The sequence below is a fragment of the Kitasatospora sp. NPDC096140 genome, assembly GCF_040303045.1.
Lineage (GTDB): Bacteria > Actinomycetota > Actinomycetes > Streptomycetales > Streptomycetaceae > Kitasatospora.
In genome coordinates, this window is record NZ_JBEOUW010000052.1 from 15,934 (window position 1) to 30,971 (window position 15,038).

General features: G+C 75.9%; 18 protein-coding genes. 9 read left to right on the plus strand and 9 right to left on the minus strand.

The annotated features are described in order from the left end of the window. Positions 1-28: 28 nt before the first annotated feature. The 3 genes from ABT048_RS35815 to ABT048_RS35825 all read right to left on the minus strand — a co-directional run bounded on the left by ABT048_RS35815 (position 29) and on the right by ABT048_RS35825 (position 2,240). Complete coding sequence (locus tag ABT048_RS35815; RefSeq protein ID WP_350525790.1) at positions 29-820, minus strand: CbtA family protein; 792 nt, start codon at positions 818-820, stop codon at positions 29-31. 26 nt (positions 821-846) lie between these two features. After that, a complete protein-coding gene (locus ABT048_RS35820; protein ID WP_350525791.1) occupies positions 847-1,062 on the minus strand; it encodes a CbtB domain-containing protein in 216 nt (71 codons plus the stop codon). A gap of 479 nt (positions 1,063-1,541) precedes the next feature. After that, a complete protein-coding gene (locus tag ABT048_RS35825) occupies positions 1,542-2,240 on the minus strand; it encodes a Tat pathway signal sequence domain protein (protein WP_350525792.1) in 699 nt (232 codons plus the stop codon). Between the two features lie 277 nt (positions 2,241-2,517). Between ABT048_RS35825 and ABT048_RS35830 the strand changes: the two genes are divergently transcribed. From ABT048_RS35830 to ABT048_RS35845, 4 genes are all read left to right on the plus strand, one after another. Next, complete coding sequence (locus ABT048_RS35830; protein WP_350525793.1) at positions 2,518-3,327, plus strand: class I SAM-dependent methyltransferase; 810 nt, start codon at positions 2,518-2,520, stop codon at positions 3,325-3,327. Positions 3,328-3,437: 110 nt separating this feature from the next. Next, on the plus strand, positions 3,438-4,184 hold the full coding sequence (locus tag ABT048_RS35835) for a maleylpyruvate isomerase family mycothiol-dependent enzyme (RefSeq protein WP_350525794.1): 747 nt from the start codon (positions 3,438-3,440) through the stop codon (positions 4,182-4,184). A gap of 433 nt (positions 4,185-4,617) precedes the next feature. Further along, entirely contained in the window at positions 4,618-5,286 is a 669-nt protein-coding gene (locus tag ABT048_RS35840) for a P-loop nucleotide/nucleoside kinase family protein (RefSeq protein WP_350525795.1), read from the plus strand. 43 nt (positions 5,287-5,329) lie between these two features. Continuing rightward, positions 5,330-6,223, plus strand: a complete 894-nt coding sequence (locus tag ABT048_RS35845) for an NAD-dependent protein deacetylase (RefSeq protein ID WP_350525796.1) — start codon at positions 5,330-5,332, stop codon at positions 6,221-6,223. A gap of 117 nt (positions 6,224-6,340) precedes the next feature. On the opposite strand, the gene ABT048_RS35850 is transcribed toward ABT048_RS35845, so the two are convergent. Further along, on the minus strand, positions 6,341-7,084 hold the full coding sequence (locus ABT048_RS35850) for a hypothetical protein (RefSeq protein ID WP_350525797.1): 744 nt from the start codon (positions 7,082-7,084) through the stop codon (positions 6,341-6,343). Positions 7,085-7,339: 255 nt separating this feature from the next. On the opposite strand from ABT048_RS35850, the gene ABT048_RS35855 reads away from it, so the two are divergent. Further along, positions 7,340-8,323, plus strand: a complete 984-nt coding sequence (locus ABT048_RS35855) for an SMP-30/gluconolactonase/LRE family protein (RefSeq protein WP_350525798.1) — start codon at positions 7,340-7,342, stop codon at positions 8,321-8,323. An 80-nt stretch (positions 8,324-8,403) separates the two neighbouring features. Here the strand turns inward: ABT048_RS35855 and ABT048_RS35860 are convergent, their stop codons facing one another. Then, the gene (locus ABT048_RS35860; RefSeq protein WP_350525799.1) at positions 8,404-8,817 is read right to left on the minus strand and encodes a DUF3291 domain-containing protein; all 414 of its coding nucleotides are present in this window, start codon (positions 8,815-8,817) and stop codon (positions 8,404-8,406) included. Between the two features lie 137 nt (positions 8,818-8,954). Between ABT048_RS35860 and ABT048_RS35865 the strand changes: the two genes are divergently transcribed. Both ABT048_RS35865 and ABT048_RS35870 read left to right on the plus strand, forming a co-directional pair. After that, entirely contained in the window at positions 8,955-9,572 is a 618-nt protein-coding gene (locus ABT048_RS35865; RefSeq protein WP_350525800.1) for a MerR family transcriptional regulator, read from the plus strand. A 109-nt stretch (positions 9,573-9,681) separates the two neighbouring features. Continuing rightward, on the plus strand, positions 9,682-10,527 hold the full coding sequence (locus ABT048_RS35870; RefSeq protein WP_350525801.1) for a hypothetical protein: 846 nt from the start codon (positions 9,682-9,684) through the stop codon (positions 10,525-10,527). Between the two features lie 178 nt (positions 10,528-10,705). Here the strand turns inward: ABT048_RS35870 and ABT048_RS35875 are convergent, their stop codons facing one another. The 4 genes from ABT048_RS35875 to ABT048_RS35890 form a co-directional block, all read right to left on the minus strand. Then, positions 10,706-10,903 (minus strand): hypothetical protein, encoded by a 198-nt coding sequence (locus ABT048_RS35875; RefSeq protein WP_350525802.1) that lies wholly within the window; start codon positions 10,901-10,903, stop codon positions 10,706-10,708. Then, a complete protein-coding gene (locus tag ABT048_RS35880) occupies positions 10,900-11,358 on the minus strand; it encodes a hypothetical protein (RefSeq protein ID WP_350525803.1) in 459 nt (152 codons plus the stop codon). Before ABT048_RS35880 ends, ABT048_RS35875 begins: the two co-directional genes overlap by 4 nt. A gap of 135 nt (positions 11,359-11,493) precedes the next feature. Beyond that, on the minus strand, positions 11,494-12,999 hold the full coding sequence (locus ABT048_RS35885; protein ID WP_350525804.1) for a sensor histidine kinase: 1,506 nt from the start codon (positions 12,997-12,999) through the stop codon (positions 11,494-11,496). An 8-nt stretch (positions 13,000-13,007) separates the two neighbouring features. Continuing rightward, complete coding sequence (locus ABT048_RS35890) at positions 13,008-13,760, minus strand: response regulator transcription factor (protein WP_350525805.1); 753 nt, start codon at positions 13,758-13,760, stop codon at positions 13,008-13,010. A gap of 159 nt (positions 13,761-13,919) precedes the next feature. On the opposite strand from ABT048_RS35890, the gene ABT048_RS35895 reads away from it, so the two are divergent. Both ABT048_RS35895 and ABT048_RS35900 read left to right on the plus strand, forming a co-directional pair. Then, positions 13,920-14,354 (plus strand): SRPBCC family protein, encoded by a 435-nt coding sequence (locus ABT048_RS35895; protein WP_350525806.1) that lies wholly within the window; start codon positions 13,920-13,922, stop codon positions 14,352-14,354. 258 nt (positions 14,355-14,612) lie between these two features. Then, the gene (locus ABT048_RS35900; protein ID WP_350525807.1) at positions 14,613-15,008 is read left to right on the plus strand and encodes an SsgA family sporulation/cell division regulator; all 396 of its coding nucleotides are present in this window, start codon (positions 14,613-14,615) and stop codon (positions 15,006-15,008) included. Positions 15,009-15,038: the final 30 nt, after the last annotated feature.

A 15,038-nucleotide genomic window follows, 5' to 3' on the forward strand; every position in this document is an offset into this window, starting at 1 on the left:
GTGTGGTGACGGTGGGACGGTGTGTGACTCAGTGGGCGGAGGCGGCGGTTTCCGGGCTGGTCTCCGGCGTTGCGACGGCGGTGGTGGCTGCGGTCGCGGTGGCCGGTTTGGGGTTGAGGAGTCGTTCGGCGAGGTGGCCGAAGAGCAGTCCGAAGGAGGTCCAGAGGGTGAGCTGGATGGCGAGTGCGGCGAGGCGGAACTGCCAGAGGAGGGTGGCCGAGAAGTCCTCGGGGACCTCGTTGACGGCGGGCAGGAAGGCGTAGGCGAGGCCGATGGCGACGGTGAAGCCGAGGACGGCGACGACGGTGGCGTACCAGGTGCCCAGGCGTGGTGCGATGCGCTTGCCGACGATCACGGCGGCGACGGCCAGCAGCACGCTGAGCGCCATCATCAGGAAGTACAGCGTGGTGCGTTTGCCGATGGTCTCCGGGTCGCCCACCGACGGCGGGTTGGCCGGGTACTTGAGGAACGGCACCAGGTAGACGGCGACGAGTGCGGCGCCGGACAGCAGGGCTGCGGTGGCGCGCGGGGAGAAGCGGCCGATGCGGCCGAGGGCGAAGCAGTAGGCGAGGGCGGCAATGCCGCCGAGGGCGACGCCGTAGAGGAGGACGCCGGTGGCCAGGCCCGCGGTGGACTGCACGGAGCGGCTGACGATCTCCATCTCGGGTGCGCCGGGGGCGGCGTGGGCGTCCTCGTAGGCGATGGCTGCGTCCACACGGGGTTCGCCGAGCAGGTAGGCGACGATGAGGGCGAGCAGGCCGGCGGCGAGGCCGGCGAGCATGCCGCGGACGAGCAGGGATCTGACGTTCACGGAGTTCACTGGTCTGTTTCCCCTGTTTTTGCTGGTCAGTGGCAGGGGAAGCCGAGCAGGTGGCGGCCGTCGTGGACCCACTCGTGGACGTCTTCGCCGGAGATGAGGGAGGTGGCGCCCTGCTCGGCGCCGACGAAGTAGATCAGGGCCAAGAGCAGGATGCCGAAGAAGACGGCCCAGGGCAGGATGGCCTTGACGGAGATGGGGGTGACCGCCGGAGCGGTGGCGGCGGGGGCGATGGGGTGAGCCATGGCCGACCTCCTTCTGGGAACACGCGTCCCGTTCGGTGGAGCACGGACGGCAGGGCGGGTCTGACTCGCCGGGCCGGGGCTGGGGGCCGGGGCTGCGGCTTCACAGTGGCGCGACCGTGCCGGAGTCTCACCGGGCTTCCGCGCTCTGCCGTCTTCAGTTGTCGCAGGGACGGTACCGTCTCCGGCACCGCGGGCCAAGGGGCTGCGCAGGGGCTCACGGATGCGCGACCGGCACGGAAGGGGAAGCGGAATCCGGTACGTGTGCGTCGCGAGGCCCGGTTCCGGGGTGGGAGGGGAGCGAAGGACGGTACGCGTGATGCTCGTCGCACCGGCGATCCGGGACGGGGCACCCGCGGACGGTGGAACCCGCGCTGCGAACGGGACCTGACGCCCCCGAACGTCGGCGTGTGCCCCCCGGGGAATCCGGGCGGCGCCCGCGGCCACCGGCCCTCGGGCGCCGCACGACCCCTGCCGGGAGGTCAGTTGACGTACACCGCAGGGCCGCCCGCCTGGGTGGTGTCGGTGACCGGACCGTACGTCGCGGAGAAGTACCCGTCGGCGGGGCAGAGCGCCGAGCCGCCGCTCTTGGCGAAGTGCTCGCTGCGGAACGCCAGGCTGTGCGCGGAGTTGTCGGCGTTGCCCGAGAAGGCGCCGCTGAGCTGGTAGGTGCACGTGATGGTGCCGAACCAGCTGTTGAGCACGGCGGTGGCCTGGATCGCCCCGGCCGAGCCGCCGAGAGTGACCGGGAGCCCCGGGCCGTCCGAGACGGTGATGCCGTACGGGAGGTTGCCGACGGTCAGGCTGCGCACCGAGGTGACGCCGGTGACGTTGCTGGTGCACGAGCCGAAGGTCAGCCCGGTCAGCGATCCGGTGGCCGAGCCGGGAGCCGTCGGGTTGGTCAGCACCTTCCCGGCCAGCTGTGAGACGGCACAGGTGACACCGGTGGTGCTGGTGGCGGTCGAGTAGAAGGTGGCGACGGTGCCCCCGGCGAGCGGCGCGGCGAGCGCGTCGCCGGGTGCGACGGCGGAGCCGCCCGCGCTGCCGGCGGTGAGCACCGGGACGGCGGCGACGGGCGCGGGCGCCGCGGACGCGGGTGCGACGACCACGGCGAGCGCGGTGGTGGCGGCGAGGGCCGCGACGGCGGCGGCGGGGACGGCAAGGCGACGGCTGAAACGCATGGGCGGAGCCTCTTCCTCGGTGAGGGGCGGGAAGGCGACCTTTCGCGGCTCCCGGGCGGTGGGGGACCGGGGCTCACGACGTTCTACGACTGGTTCTAGGGCCGTGACCGTGCGCCGTCAAGGCGATGGACGGAACTTGCTGACGATTCGTCAACAAGGGCGCGGCCGGCCGGCCGGCTCCCGGTTCGCTCTCGGCCTGCTCTCGGCCGGCTCTCGCCTGCTCCCGGCCGGCTCCCGGCCGGCTCCCGGCCGGCTCCCGGCCTGCGACAATGCCGGCATGGCTGAGCACGACCACGACGGGGACCGGGGATACCTGCTGGACAACCGGCAGTCACAGGCGGGCGTCCGCTTCGGCGCGCTCGCCGAAATCTTCGACCCGGTGACCTTCCGGCACGTCGACGCGATCGGGATCGGCCCCGGCATGCGCTGCTGGGAGGTCGGGGCCGGCGGCCCCTCCGTCCCGCTCGGACTCGCCGAACGCGTCGGCCCGACCGGCGCGGTGGTCGCGACCGACATCGACGTCTCCTGGACCGCCCCCGCGGCGGGCGGCGTCATCGAGGTGCTGACCCACGACGTCGCCGCCGACCCGCCGCCGCCCGGCGGGTTCGACCTCGTGCACGCCCGGCTGGTCCTGGTGCACGTGGCCGACCGCGCCGAAGCCCTGCGCCGGATGGTCCAGGCCCTGCGCCACGGCGGCCGGCTGCTCCTGGAGGACGCCGACCCCGCCCTGCAGCCGCTGCTCTGCCCCGACGAGTCGGGCCCCGACGAGCGCCTGGCCAACCGGCTCCGATCCGGCTTCCGCACCCTGATGGCCGGCCGGGGCGCCGACCTCGCGTACGGGCGGACGCTGCCCCGGGTGCTGCGCGAGGCCGGCCTGGTCGACGTACAGGCCGACGCGTACTTCCCGATCACCTCACCGGCCTGCGCCGTCCTGGAGGACGCGACGGTCCGGCAGATCCGCCGGCTGCTGGTGGGGGAGGGCCTGGCCACGGACGAGGAGATCGACCGCCACCTGGCGAACGTCGCCTCCGGCCGGCTCGACCTGGCCACCGCCCCGATGATCTCCGCCTGGGCGCGCCGCCCGTAGCGCCGTGACCATCGGCGTGGCCGGTGTGGTGCGGTGCGGCTCGGTGTGGCCGGCGCGGTGCGGCTCGGTGCGCCGCGGCGGGGGTGGTGCCCGCCCGTAGAGTACGGGCCGTGCCCCTCACCGCCGACCCCTCCCGCGTCGAACTCGCGGCCCTGCTCGCCGATGTCCGCGGCTCCGCCGAGCGGCTCGTCGCCGGCCTGGACGGTCTGACCGACCGGCAGGCGCGCGAACCGTCCGCGCTGGCCGGCTGGAGCCGGGCCCACGTCATCACCCATCTCGCGCGCAGCGCCGACGCGTACCGCCGGCTGCTGGCGACGGCCCGGACCGGCGTCGAACCCGGGCCGCGGGCGGACGCGGCCGCGCTGGACCGCGCACTGCGTACGGGGGCCGAGCGCGGTGCGGCCGAGCTCCTCGCGGACCTCCGGTGCAGCCTGGACGGGCTGTTCGACGAGGCGGCGGCCGTGCCCGTCGACCGCTGGACCGCGCTGGTGTCGGCCCTCGCGGGGTGGCGGCACCCCGCCTGGTTCACCCTCCACCGCGCCCGGCGCGAACTCGAAACCCACCACGTCGACCTCGACCTCGGCCGGACCCCGGCCGACTGGCCCGCCGGTTACGTCGCCTGGGCGCTCGACACGACCGCCGCCACCCTGGCCGCGCGGGACTTCCCGGTCGCCCGGCTGGAGGCCACCGACCTCGGCCGCGCCTGGACCGTGGCCGCCACCGGCCCCACGGTCCGGGGCCCTGGGCACCTCCTGCTCGCCTGGCTCGCCGGTCGCGGGCCGGCTCCGCAGCCGCACGGCGGCCGGCTGCCGACGCCGCCGCCCTGGCCGCTGCCGCCGGTGCCGGGCTGGGGGTGAGTACCGGAGCCGACCTCGGGTGTCTCCGGCTCGCCCGGCACCTCCGGCTCGCCCGGCTCGCCGTCGCGGCCGGGCCCCGGAGCTCCACCGGGCCCTGGAAGTCCACCCCGCCCCGGAGCTCCACCCGGACCGTCCGCCGCCCTGAAGGCCCGCACCGGCCCGGGCACCGGCCCACGGCCGTCGGCCAGTTGCACAACGGCAACACGGTTTCGTCCGGCGGCGGTCCCTCCCCGTACACCTCGACGTCGGGTGGCCACACCTGGGAGACGGTCAACTGGACCGGCGGCACCTCCCGGGTGGACGGCGAACACCCGCCCTTCGCGGCTGCACCGCGCTCCGGCCCACCCACCGCGGGGCGACCGCCACCGACAGCCGTCCGCCACCGACAGGGGTGGTGGCGGACGGCCGGTGGGCCGGGGGAGAATCCCGTGGCATGACGTCAGGTGGCACCACCTCCGGTGGCCCGGCGCCCGCCGGTGCGACCCGCCGTGGCCCGGCGACCGGTGGTCCGGCCCGACGCCCGACGCTGGTCGTCGTCAGCGGCCCGCCCGGGGCGGGCAAGACCACGTTGGCGCACGCCCTGGCCGATGCGCTCGGCTGGCCGGCGGTCTGCCGGGACGAGCTCAAGGAGCGGATGCTCGCCGACGGCGCCGATCCGGCTGGAGACCCGGACCTGGCCCCGGACCCCGACCGGGTCCCCGGCCCGGCCCCGGACCTGGACCGCAGGACGCTGGACGCGTTCTTCCGCACGATCGGCGGACTGCTCGCGACGGGGACGAGCCTGGTGGCGGAGGCCGCCTACCAGGACCGCCTGTGGCGTCCGGGCCTGGAACCGCTCGCGGACCTGGCCGCCATCCGCGTCGTCCGCTGCGCCGTCGACCCCGGGCTCGCCCGTCGCCGCATCGAGCGTCGGGCCGCCGAGCTGCCCTCGCGGGCCGCGCACGCGGACGCCGCGCTCCTGCGCCGCATCGAGGCGGGGGAGCGACCGATCGAGTCCTGGGCGCCGATCGCGCTCGACGTCCCCCGGCTGGTGGTGGACAGCACGGAGGGCTGGCGGCCGCCGCTGGCCCGGATCGTCGCCTTCGCCTCGGCGGACGCCTAGCCGACCGCCGGCGACGGCCCCCGCCGGGGTTACCCTCGGCGGTATGGACGCGTCGGAAGCCACCGCGCGGGAGGCGCCGGAGAACCCGGCGGGCCTCGCACGCCCCGCAGATCCCGCCGACCTCGCGGGCCTCGTCCGGTTGCTGGACCGGCGCGGCGCGGTGGTGCTCAGCGGGGCCGGTCTGTCCACCGAGTCCGGCATCCCCGACTACCGTGGTGCCACCGGCCGCCGCCGTAGCGGCACCCCGATGACCTACCAGGAGTTCACCGGCAGCGAGGCCGCCCGGCGCCGCTACTGGGCCCGCAGCCACACCGGCTGGCCGGCCTTCGCCCGGGCCCGGCCGAACGCCGGCCACCGCGCGGTGGAACGGCTGCGCCGCTCGGGGCACGTCGCGGCGGTCATCACCCAGAATGTCGACGGGCTCCACCACGCGGCCGGCACCCGTGAGGCCGTGGAACTGCACGGCGGGCTCGACCGGGTGGTCTGCCTCGACTGCCGACGCACCAGCTCCCGGGCCGACCTCGACCGCCGCCTCGACGAGCTGAACCGGGGCTTCCGCCGCCCCGGTGCGGTGCTGCGCCCGGACGGCGACGCGCAGCTGCCTCCGGAGCTGGTGGCGGGCTTCCGTGTCGCGCCCTGCGCGGACTGCGGCGGCGTGCTCAAACCGGACGTGGTCTTCTTCGGCGAGAACGTGCCCGCCGCCCGGGTCGACCACTGCTACGAACTGGTCGACACCGCGCGCTCGTTGGTGGTCCTCGGCTCCTCGCTGGCGGTCCTGTCGGGCCTGCGCTTCGTCCGCCGTGCCGCCCGGGCGCACCTGCCCGTCGCCATCGTCAACCAGGGCCCCACCCGCGGCGACGACCTGGCCGCGCTCCGCCTCGACCTCCCCCTGGGGCCGGCCATGACCGAGGCCGCCCGCCTCCTGGGCTCCGGCTGAGGCCGGGGCGCCGACCGCTTCGGGCCGGTGCCCCGGCCGCAGGCGGAGCCGACGCCCGACACCCGACGCCGGCCCGCCGCACCGCCGGCTGGCCCGCCGCACCGCCGGCCACCCGCGTCAGCCCGCCGGCTGCCAGGGCCGCCCGGGCACCCACAGCGGGACGGGCCCGCCGCGCGGCATGGCGCGCGCCGCGTCCTGCTCCAGCCACCCGCACACCCGCCCCGGATCGCCCTCGCACAGCTCGACCAGCGCGGCCGCGGCGATCCGGGTGCAGCCCAGCACCAGCGCGAGGGTGTCCTGACGGCGGTGCCGCTCCCGCACGTACGCCTCGATCCGCTCCTCGATCCGCCGCTGCTCGACGCGTTGCTCGACGGGCTCCTCGATGCACCGGCCATGGGGCGCTCCGTCCGGCTCGTCCGGTACGTCCGGTACGTCCGGCACATCCGGCCCGTCCCCGGCGGCCAGCGCCTGGACGCCGTGCCACACCAGGGTCAGCGCGCAGGGCTCGGCCGGGTGCGCCACGTCGTCCCGCTGCGCCTGTTCGCGGGCCTCCGCCGACCGCTGCCCCAGCCACTCCAGGGCCGCCGACTCGTCCCCCGCGCAGGACTCGACGACCAGTTTCGCCGCCCGTCCGGCGAGCGCCCGCAGCACCGCCGCCGCCGGCACCCGCAGCCCGGTCGCCGCCGGGTCGCCGAACGCCAGCCAGGCGTCCGCGAACGAGGCCGCCCGCAGACCGCCCACCCAGGCCGGCGCCCCGCCCGCCGAGCCCAGCCACTCCTGCGCGCCCAGCCGGACCAGTCCGACGGCGACCAGGTTGGCCGCGTCCCCGTCGAGTCCCGACGGCCGTCCGTTGCGCCTCACACACACCACCCCCACCAGCGGTCATCACCCCGTGAGCGCACATCCCATCACACCGGGACGGGAACGAACTAGACAGGGCCACGTCACATTTCGGGGCGGGCTCCGGACGCCGGGGCGCGCCCGGCCGCGCGGGCGGGACGACCGACCGGGGGATGTTGCCGCGGGCGCGGCAGCCGGTCACGCGTGAGGCGCAGTCAGGAGTGTTCTGCTGGCGGGCAGGCGACCGTCGCCGACCCCGTCGATCAAGGAGAGACCATGCCCCACCTGTTCGGACCGGCCCGTCGCACACCCCGTACGGGCCGGGCCGCCGGCCTCGTCTCCGCGGCCTGCGCGGCCCTCGCCCTGCTGGCCGTGACCCCGGCCGTCGCCGTCGCGCCCCCGCTGTCCGACCCCCGGATCATCGCCCACTTCGACCTCGCCCAGGGGCAGCAGCCCGAGAACATCGCCCTCGAACCGGACGGCTCCGCCGACCTCACCCTGTCGTTCGCCCGGCAGATCGGCCGGGTCGACACCGACGGCCACCTCACCGTCCTCGCCACCCTGCCCGCCCCCGCGAACCCCGCCACCCCGATCATCGGCGCCGCGATCGTCACCGGCATCGCCCGGGCCCACGACGGCACCCTCTACTTCGGCTACGCCACCGGCACCGACGACCTCCAGGGGATCTGGCGGCTCTGCCCCGGCGGCACCCCCGAGCGGATCGCCGCGCTGCCCGCGACCGGCTTCCCCAACGGCCTCGCCCTCGACGCGCACGAGCGCCGTCTCTACACCGCCGACTCGGTGCTCGGCGTCGTCTACGCCGTCCCGGCGGACGGTGGCACCGCCACGACCTGGTCCGACGACGCCCTGCTCAAGCCGGTGACCGCGTTCGGCGCCAACGGCCTCAAGGTGCACCGCGGCGCCGTCTGGGTCGGCAACACGGACTCCGGCGACGTGCTGCGCATCCCCATCGGCGACGGGGGCGCGGCCCGGCCGGCCGAGGTCCGCGCGAGCGGGCTCGCGGGCATCGACGACTTCGCCTTCACCGGGCGCGGCGACGCCCTGATCGCGGCCATGAACGCGGCCGACGAGGCGGTGTACGTCGCGGCGGACGGCAGCCACCACACGGTCCTCACCGCCGGCGACGGCCTGTCCAACCCGACCTCGGTGGCCGTGCGCGGCGGCACGGTCTACGTCCCCAGCGCGGCCTACTTCACCCGCACCGACCCCAACCTGCTGCTCGCCGACCTGCGGCGCTGACCTGCCCCGTTCGGCCCCGCCCGGCGCCGCCCGGCGCCGCGCTTCGGCGCGGTGGCCGGGCGTGGTCCGTTCCGGGGTGGTCAGGCCGTCCGGTCGGCAGCCTCGGCGCGTTCGGCGTCGATCCGGGCGTGCGCGTCGGCCCAGGCGATCGGGAGCCGTTCGACGGGGGTCGGCCAGAAGGTGAAGGTGGACTCCTTCATGGTGCCGCGCAGGCCCCTCATGACGGAGCGGTGCGGCTCGGCGGCCGCGAAGGCGTTCAGGGCCTCGCGGCCCTCCCAGACGGACAGCGTGTAGAAGGTCCGCCGCAGCGGTCGGGCGATCAGGGAGGCGCCGAGGGCGCCGGGGGCGCGGCGCAGCTGCCGCCAGACGGCCAGTGACCGGACGAAGAAGCGCGGGACGTCGGCGAGCGACCGCACCTCGAAGCGGGAGGCCATGACGACCGCGGAGGTGCCGGGGACGGCCGGGTTCGGGGTGATCCAGGGCAGCGTGGGCATGGCTGACTCTCCTCGTCGAGGACGGCGTCGGGACGGCGCCACATTGGGTAGCGGCACTATCTATGTTAGACAGTGCTGGTATCCAAATGCCAGGCCGATCCGGAACGGATCCGAAGAGGAAGACGGGTGGTGCAGCCGTGCGCATCTCCGAACTGAGCCGCCGCAGCGGGGTCCCGACCGCGACGATCAAGTACTACCTGCGCGAGGGGCTGCTGCAGCCCGGCCGGGCCACCGCCGCCACCCAGGCCGAGTACGACGAGACCCACCTGCGCCGCCTGCGACTCGTCCGCGCGCTGATCGGCGTCCGAGGGCTCAGCGTCAGCGCCACCAAGGACGTTCTCGGTGCAGTGGCCGCCCACGCCGGAGAACGCCACCAGATCCTCGGACTGGTCGTCGGCGCCCGCCCCGTCGACGAGGACGCCGAACCGGCCCCCGCACCCGGTGCCGCCGAGGTCGACGCCCTCATCGACGAACTCGGCTGGGAGGTCTCCGAACACGCCCCCTTCCGCGCGGTCCTCGGCGAGACCCTCGAAGCCCTCCGTTCCCTCGGCGAGGAGATCTCCCACGACGCCCTCCTCGGCTACGCCGCCCTCGCCGAGCGCACCGCCGTCCTCGACCTCGACCAGCTCGACCCGCACGCCGACCCGGTCGAGCAGGCCGAGAGCGCCCTGCTGCGCACCGTCCTGCTCGAACCCGCCCTCCTCGCCCTGCGCCGCCTGGCCCAGGAACACGAGTCGGCCCGTCGCAACACCTGAGCCGGGGGCCAGGGGTGGTCCGGCTCGCGGGTGTGGTCCTGCGGGGCGGGTGTCCGGGCGACGGCGTGCCAGGCGGGGGTGCGGGCGGTCGGGGTCGTACCGTCGGGCCATGCTCATCGGCCTGCTCTCCGCCCTCGTGGCCGCGCTGCTCACCGGCTCGGCCACCGTGCTGCAGGCGGTCGGCGCCCGGCGCGCCGGCGGGGCGGATTCGGGGGCGGGTGAGGCCGCGGCACTGGCCGGGGCGCTGCGGCAGTGGCCGTTCCTGGTGGGCGTGGGGATGGACATGTGCGGCTTCGCCGCCGAACTCGTCGCCCTGGAGCGGCTGCCGCTCTACGTGGTCGAGGCGGCGCTGGCCTCCGCGCTCGCGGTGACGGCCGTCGGGGCGGCCCGCGTGCTGCGGGTGCGGCTGCGACGCAGCGAGTGGGCCGGGGTGGCGGCGGTCTGTACGGGGCTGTTGCTGCTGGCACTCACCGCCGGGCGGGACGGCCACGGCACCGGCGACGACGCGCTGCGGCTGGGGGTGCTGCTCGTCTCGGTGGCCCTGGTCGGCGCGGGCTGGGTGGTGGTGCGGTACGGCGGTGCCCGTCGCGCCCCGCTGCTGGGGCTGGTGGCGGGCCTGCAGTTCGGGGTGGTCGGGGTGGCGGTGCGGGTGCTGCCGGAGCCGAGGCTGCCGCAGTTGCTGGCCGAACCCTCGGCGTACGCGGTCGCGGTGGCGGGGATCGGCGGGTTCGCCGCGCTGACCTGGGCGATGCAGCACGGGTCGGTGACGGCCGCGACGGCCGCGATGGTGCTGGGAGAGACGGTGGGCCCGGCGGTGGTGGGGGTGCTCGTCCTCGGCGACCACACCCGGCACGACCTGACTCCGGTCGCCGTCCTGGGTTTCCTGGCCGCGGTGGCCGGTGCGCTGACCCTGGCCCGCTTCGGCGACGCCGAACAGCCCGCCGTGACGGCCTGAGGCCGGGCGGGGCGCCGTTCGGCGCGGTCGAGCCGGGCGGGCTCCGGCGGGCAGCCGGACACCGCCCGCCGAGCGGGTCGGCGAGCGGTGTCCGGTGCAACGGGTGTCGCCAGGCGCCAACGGGTGCCGTCGGCCGTCAGGCACCGTCGGTCGTCAGGCTGGTCAGGCTCGTCGGGCGTCAGTTGTCGTCGGTGGCCGAGTCGTTGTCGGCCTGCGCGGCCGCGCTCTCGGCGGCGTCGAGCTTGTGCTGCATGTCCTGGACCTGGGCGCTGTCGGCGGCGCCGGGGGCCGGATGCCCGGACGGTCCGCAGGCCGTGAGCAGGGCGACCCCGGCGAGGGCGAGGGCGGCGAGGAGGGCGGACGGGCGGCGGGTCACTTGGACGCGCCCTGGTCGTGCGCGCCGCACCAGGTGGCGACGGCGGTGAGGTCCTTCTGCCGGGTCTGCAGGGTGGTGACCAGGCCCTTGCGGGCGGTGAGGCGGTCGTTGAGGAGGGTCTGGATCTCGGTGTGCCCGGCGGCCTTGGCGTTGTCGGCCCGCTGCTGCAGACGGGCGACCGAACCGGGCACGGTGGCGTCGCCGTTCAGCCGGGTGAGCGCCTTGGTGACGTGCTGCTCGGTCTTCGGCAGCCGCTTGCAGATGGCCTTCGCGCCGTCACCGGTGGGCGTGGAGGCGGCGGACGCGGCGGCGGTGGGCGAGCCGCCCGCCCCGTCCGCCTGGGCGGGTGCGGCGGCGAGCAGCGAGCCGGCGAGGGCGAGCGCGCCGAGGGCGGCGGCCCGGCGGCCGGTGACCCTGCGGCGGACGGGCATGACGGACGTACGGATGGCGGACATGGGCGTCCCTTTCTGCCGTGGACGGTCTCGGAGACCGGGCCGGTGGGTGCGGGCCCGGTCCGGCCCGGTCGCCGGGAGCGTAGGACGGCTTCTTGTGGATTCCCTGTGGAACGGGGGCCGGGGTGGAGGAGGGCCTCAGCGCTCCTCGCCCGCGATCCAGTCCCGCCGTACCGGGAGCCGCAGCGTCGGTGTGTCGGTGTCCGGCAGGGGCAGGCGGACCTCCATCCGGCACCCCGTCCCGCCGGGCGGCTCGCCGATCCGCACGGTGCCCCGGTGCAGTGCGGCCTGCTGCGCGACCAGGGTGAGCCCGAGCCCCGAGCCCGGACTGTCCCGCCGGCGGTGGAAGCGGTGGAAGACCGCCTCGCGCTCGGCCGGCGGGATGCCGGGCCCGGTGTCGTCGACGGTGAGCAGGGCGACCCGGCCGGCCGGGACCAGCCGGACCGTCACCCGGGCCGGCTCGGTCCGCTGCGGCCCGCCGCGACCGTGCACGGCGGCGTTGACCAGCAGATTGACGAGCATGATCCGCAGGCCGGGTTCCCATCCGAACACCCTGAGCTCCGAGGGGAGTTCGACGGTGATGTCGGCTTCCGGGCGCCGTCGCCGGGCGTCGGCGGCGGCCGCGTCGGTGAGGTCGGCGAGGTCGACCGGGCCGAAGGAGTCGACCTCGACGAGGTCGCCGCGCGCGAGCGTGCCGAGTGCGGTGAGCAGGTCCAGCAGTCGGGCGTGGTCGTCGCGCAACTCGGCGACGATCTCCGCCCGTTCGCCGGGCGGGAGGTCCTGGTGGGCGGCCAGGACGTCCAGGTTGGTGCCCAGGCTCATCAGCGGGGTCCGCAGCTCGTGCGAGGCGGCGGCCGAGAAGGAGCGCGCGGTCTCCAGTGCCTGGGCGGTGCGCAGGGCCTGTTCGTCGTAGCGGGAGAGCAACAGGGCGAGGGCGGCGGCGAGTTCGTCCACCTCGGCGGTGCCGCTGCGCTCTGCGGTGAAGGGGGCGCCGCCCGCGCCGCCCGCGCCGTCCTCGGTTCCGGGCGTCCGGGGCGCCGCCGGGTCGAGCTCCGTCGCGCGGCGGCTGAGCCGGCGCAGCGGTGCGGTGGCGCGCTCGGCGAGGGCGAAGCCGATCAGCGCGGAGAGCGGCGCGGCGACCGCCGCCACGAGCAGGACCCGTCGGCGGACCGTCGCCGTCTGGTTGCCGGCCAGGCTGCCGGGTTCGCTGACCCAGAGGGTGCCGCTGCCGCCGTTCGCCCCGCCGCCGGAGACGTGGACGGTCAGCACCCGCCAGGCCGCGCCGTGGTCGTGGACGGTGGCCGGCCCGCCCGGTGTGCCGGGGAAGGCCCGGTCGTCGGCGGGCTGCGGGCCGACCGACAGCAGCACGGTGCCGTCCTGCGCGGTGACCCGCACGCCCGAGTCCAGGGCGGCGTCCACGACCTTGCGCTGCTGGTTCTGTTCGACCTTGGGCCGGCCGCGGGTGTCGGCGGCGACCAGCGCGCGCACGCTCGGCAGGACGGCGGCGGCCCGGTCGGCCAGCCGGGCGTCCTGCTGGTGGCGCAGGTCCCGGCCGACCAGCGGCAGCAGGAGGAGTCCGGCCAGCACCACCAGCAGCGGCACCACGGCGGCGGCCCACAGGGCGATCCGGGTGGAGAGCTTCACGGCGGCCGCTACCCGTTCGCGCCGGGCAGGCGCAGCACGAAGCCGACGCCCCGGACGGTGTGGATCAGCCGGGGCCGCCCGTCGGCCTCCAGCTTGCGCCGCAGGTAGCTGACGAAGGTGTCCACGGCGTCACTGCGCACCTCGAAGTCGTACCCCCAGACCCGTTCCAGCAGCAGCTCGCGGGAGAGCACGATGCCCTGGTTCCGGGCGAGCTGGGTGAGCAGCTCGAACTCCCGCCGGGTGAGGCGGAGTTCGCGTCCGTCGAGGCGGGCCTCCCGGGTGGCCGGGTCGATCGCCAGCGGCCCGGCCAGCACGCGGTCGGTGGGCAGCGGCGGGCGGCGGCGCAGCAGGGCGCGCAGCCGGAGCACCAGCTCCTCCAGGGCGAAGGGCTTCACCAGGTAGTCGTCCGCCCCGGCCTGCAGGCCGGCCACCCGGTCGGCGGGTTCGTCCAGCGCCGAGAGCATCAGGACCGGGAGGTCGTCGCCCCGGGCGCGCAGGGTCCGGCAGACCTCGGCGCCGCTGAGGCCGGGCATCGAGACGTCGAGCACCAGGACGTCCGTCGCGGCGGGCGGCGGGGTGTCCGGGGCGGCGGGCAGCAGACGGGCGAGCGCCGTCTCGCCGTCCTCGGCCAGCGCGACGGTGAACCCGCTCAGTCGCAGGCCGCGTTCCAGGGTGCGCCGGATCGCCGCGTCGTCGTCCACCACCAGGACCCGGCCGCCGCCGGCGGGGCCGTCGCCGCCCCCGGACCCGTTCCCGTTCATCGGCTCCTCCTCGTGTTCGGCCGCCGACTCTCTCACACCTCCGGATTCCGGTCTCCGCGGGGGCTGCGAGGACGTGTGCATGCCCGGCGGGGATCGGGGCACGCGGTCACCACGGGCCGCCGCCGGGCGTGGCGGGGCCGGGGAGGACGAGGAGGAGCGATGGGACGGATCGAGGAGTCGGTCGAGGTGCTGGCCCCGCTGGCCACGGTGTACGAGCAGTGGATCCGGTGCGAGGAGTTCCCGCACTTCATGCGCGGCGTGGTGAGCGTCGACCGGGACGCCCCGGGTAGCAGCAGCTGGGTGGTGAGTACGGCGGCCGGTCGGCGCGGGTTCGAGGCAGTGACCACGGAGGTGGTCGAGGGCGAGCGGGTGGCCTGGGACGGCGGGGACGGGTCGGTGAAGCACTCGGGCGTGGTCACCTTCCACCAGGTGGACGACCGGACCACCCGGGTGATGCTCCAGCTGGAGGTCGAGCCGCACGGGCTCTGGGAGCACCTGGCCGGCGCGCTCGGTTTCGTCGACCGGCGGGTCATCGACGACCTGGCCGACTTCAAGCGCCACGTCGAGGCGAGCGCCGGGCCGCCGGTCGACTGAGCCTCCGTCAGGATGCTTCCCGTGGACCGACATGCGGGCGGGTTCGCGCAACGGCCCGCCGGGACGGGAGACTCGTCACGACGTCACGCGGGAGCGGACGTACGGGGACGCGCGCGCGGAACGCCGGGCGCGGCACGGAACGCAGGGCACAGCACGGCACGGCACGGCAAGGAACGCACGGCAGGGCACGGAACGCACGGCACGGTACGGCGGCGCCCGGGGCGCCGCGACGAACGCCCGAGGAAGGGGACCCGCTCGATGGAACGTCTCACCGCCCGGATCGGCATGCGGCTGATGACCGGCGACGAACACAGCCGGGACCTGGACGTCGACTGGTCCTACCGGCCCGACGACCCTTACGCGATAGACCTGGACTTCAGCGCCTTCCAGGCGGGCACGGTGTGGACGATCTCGCGCGACCTGCTGACCGCCGGCATCCACGCACCCGTGGGCGAGGGCGACGTCCACGTCGCGCCGTTCGACGACACCCGCCTTCTCATCGCGCTCGCCGGGAGCGAGGGCGTCGCCCTGCTCGCGACCTCCGCCGCGGAGGTCGACCGGTTCGTGGGTGCCACGGCCGAGCTCGTGCCGGCGGGCTCGGAGCACACCCGGATCGACTGGGGCGACGGCCTGGAGGACCTGTTGACCTCCTGACGTGGCTGATCCACCGGCCTGCTGTCCCCT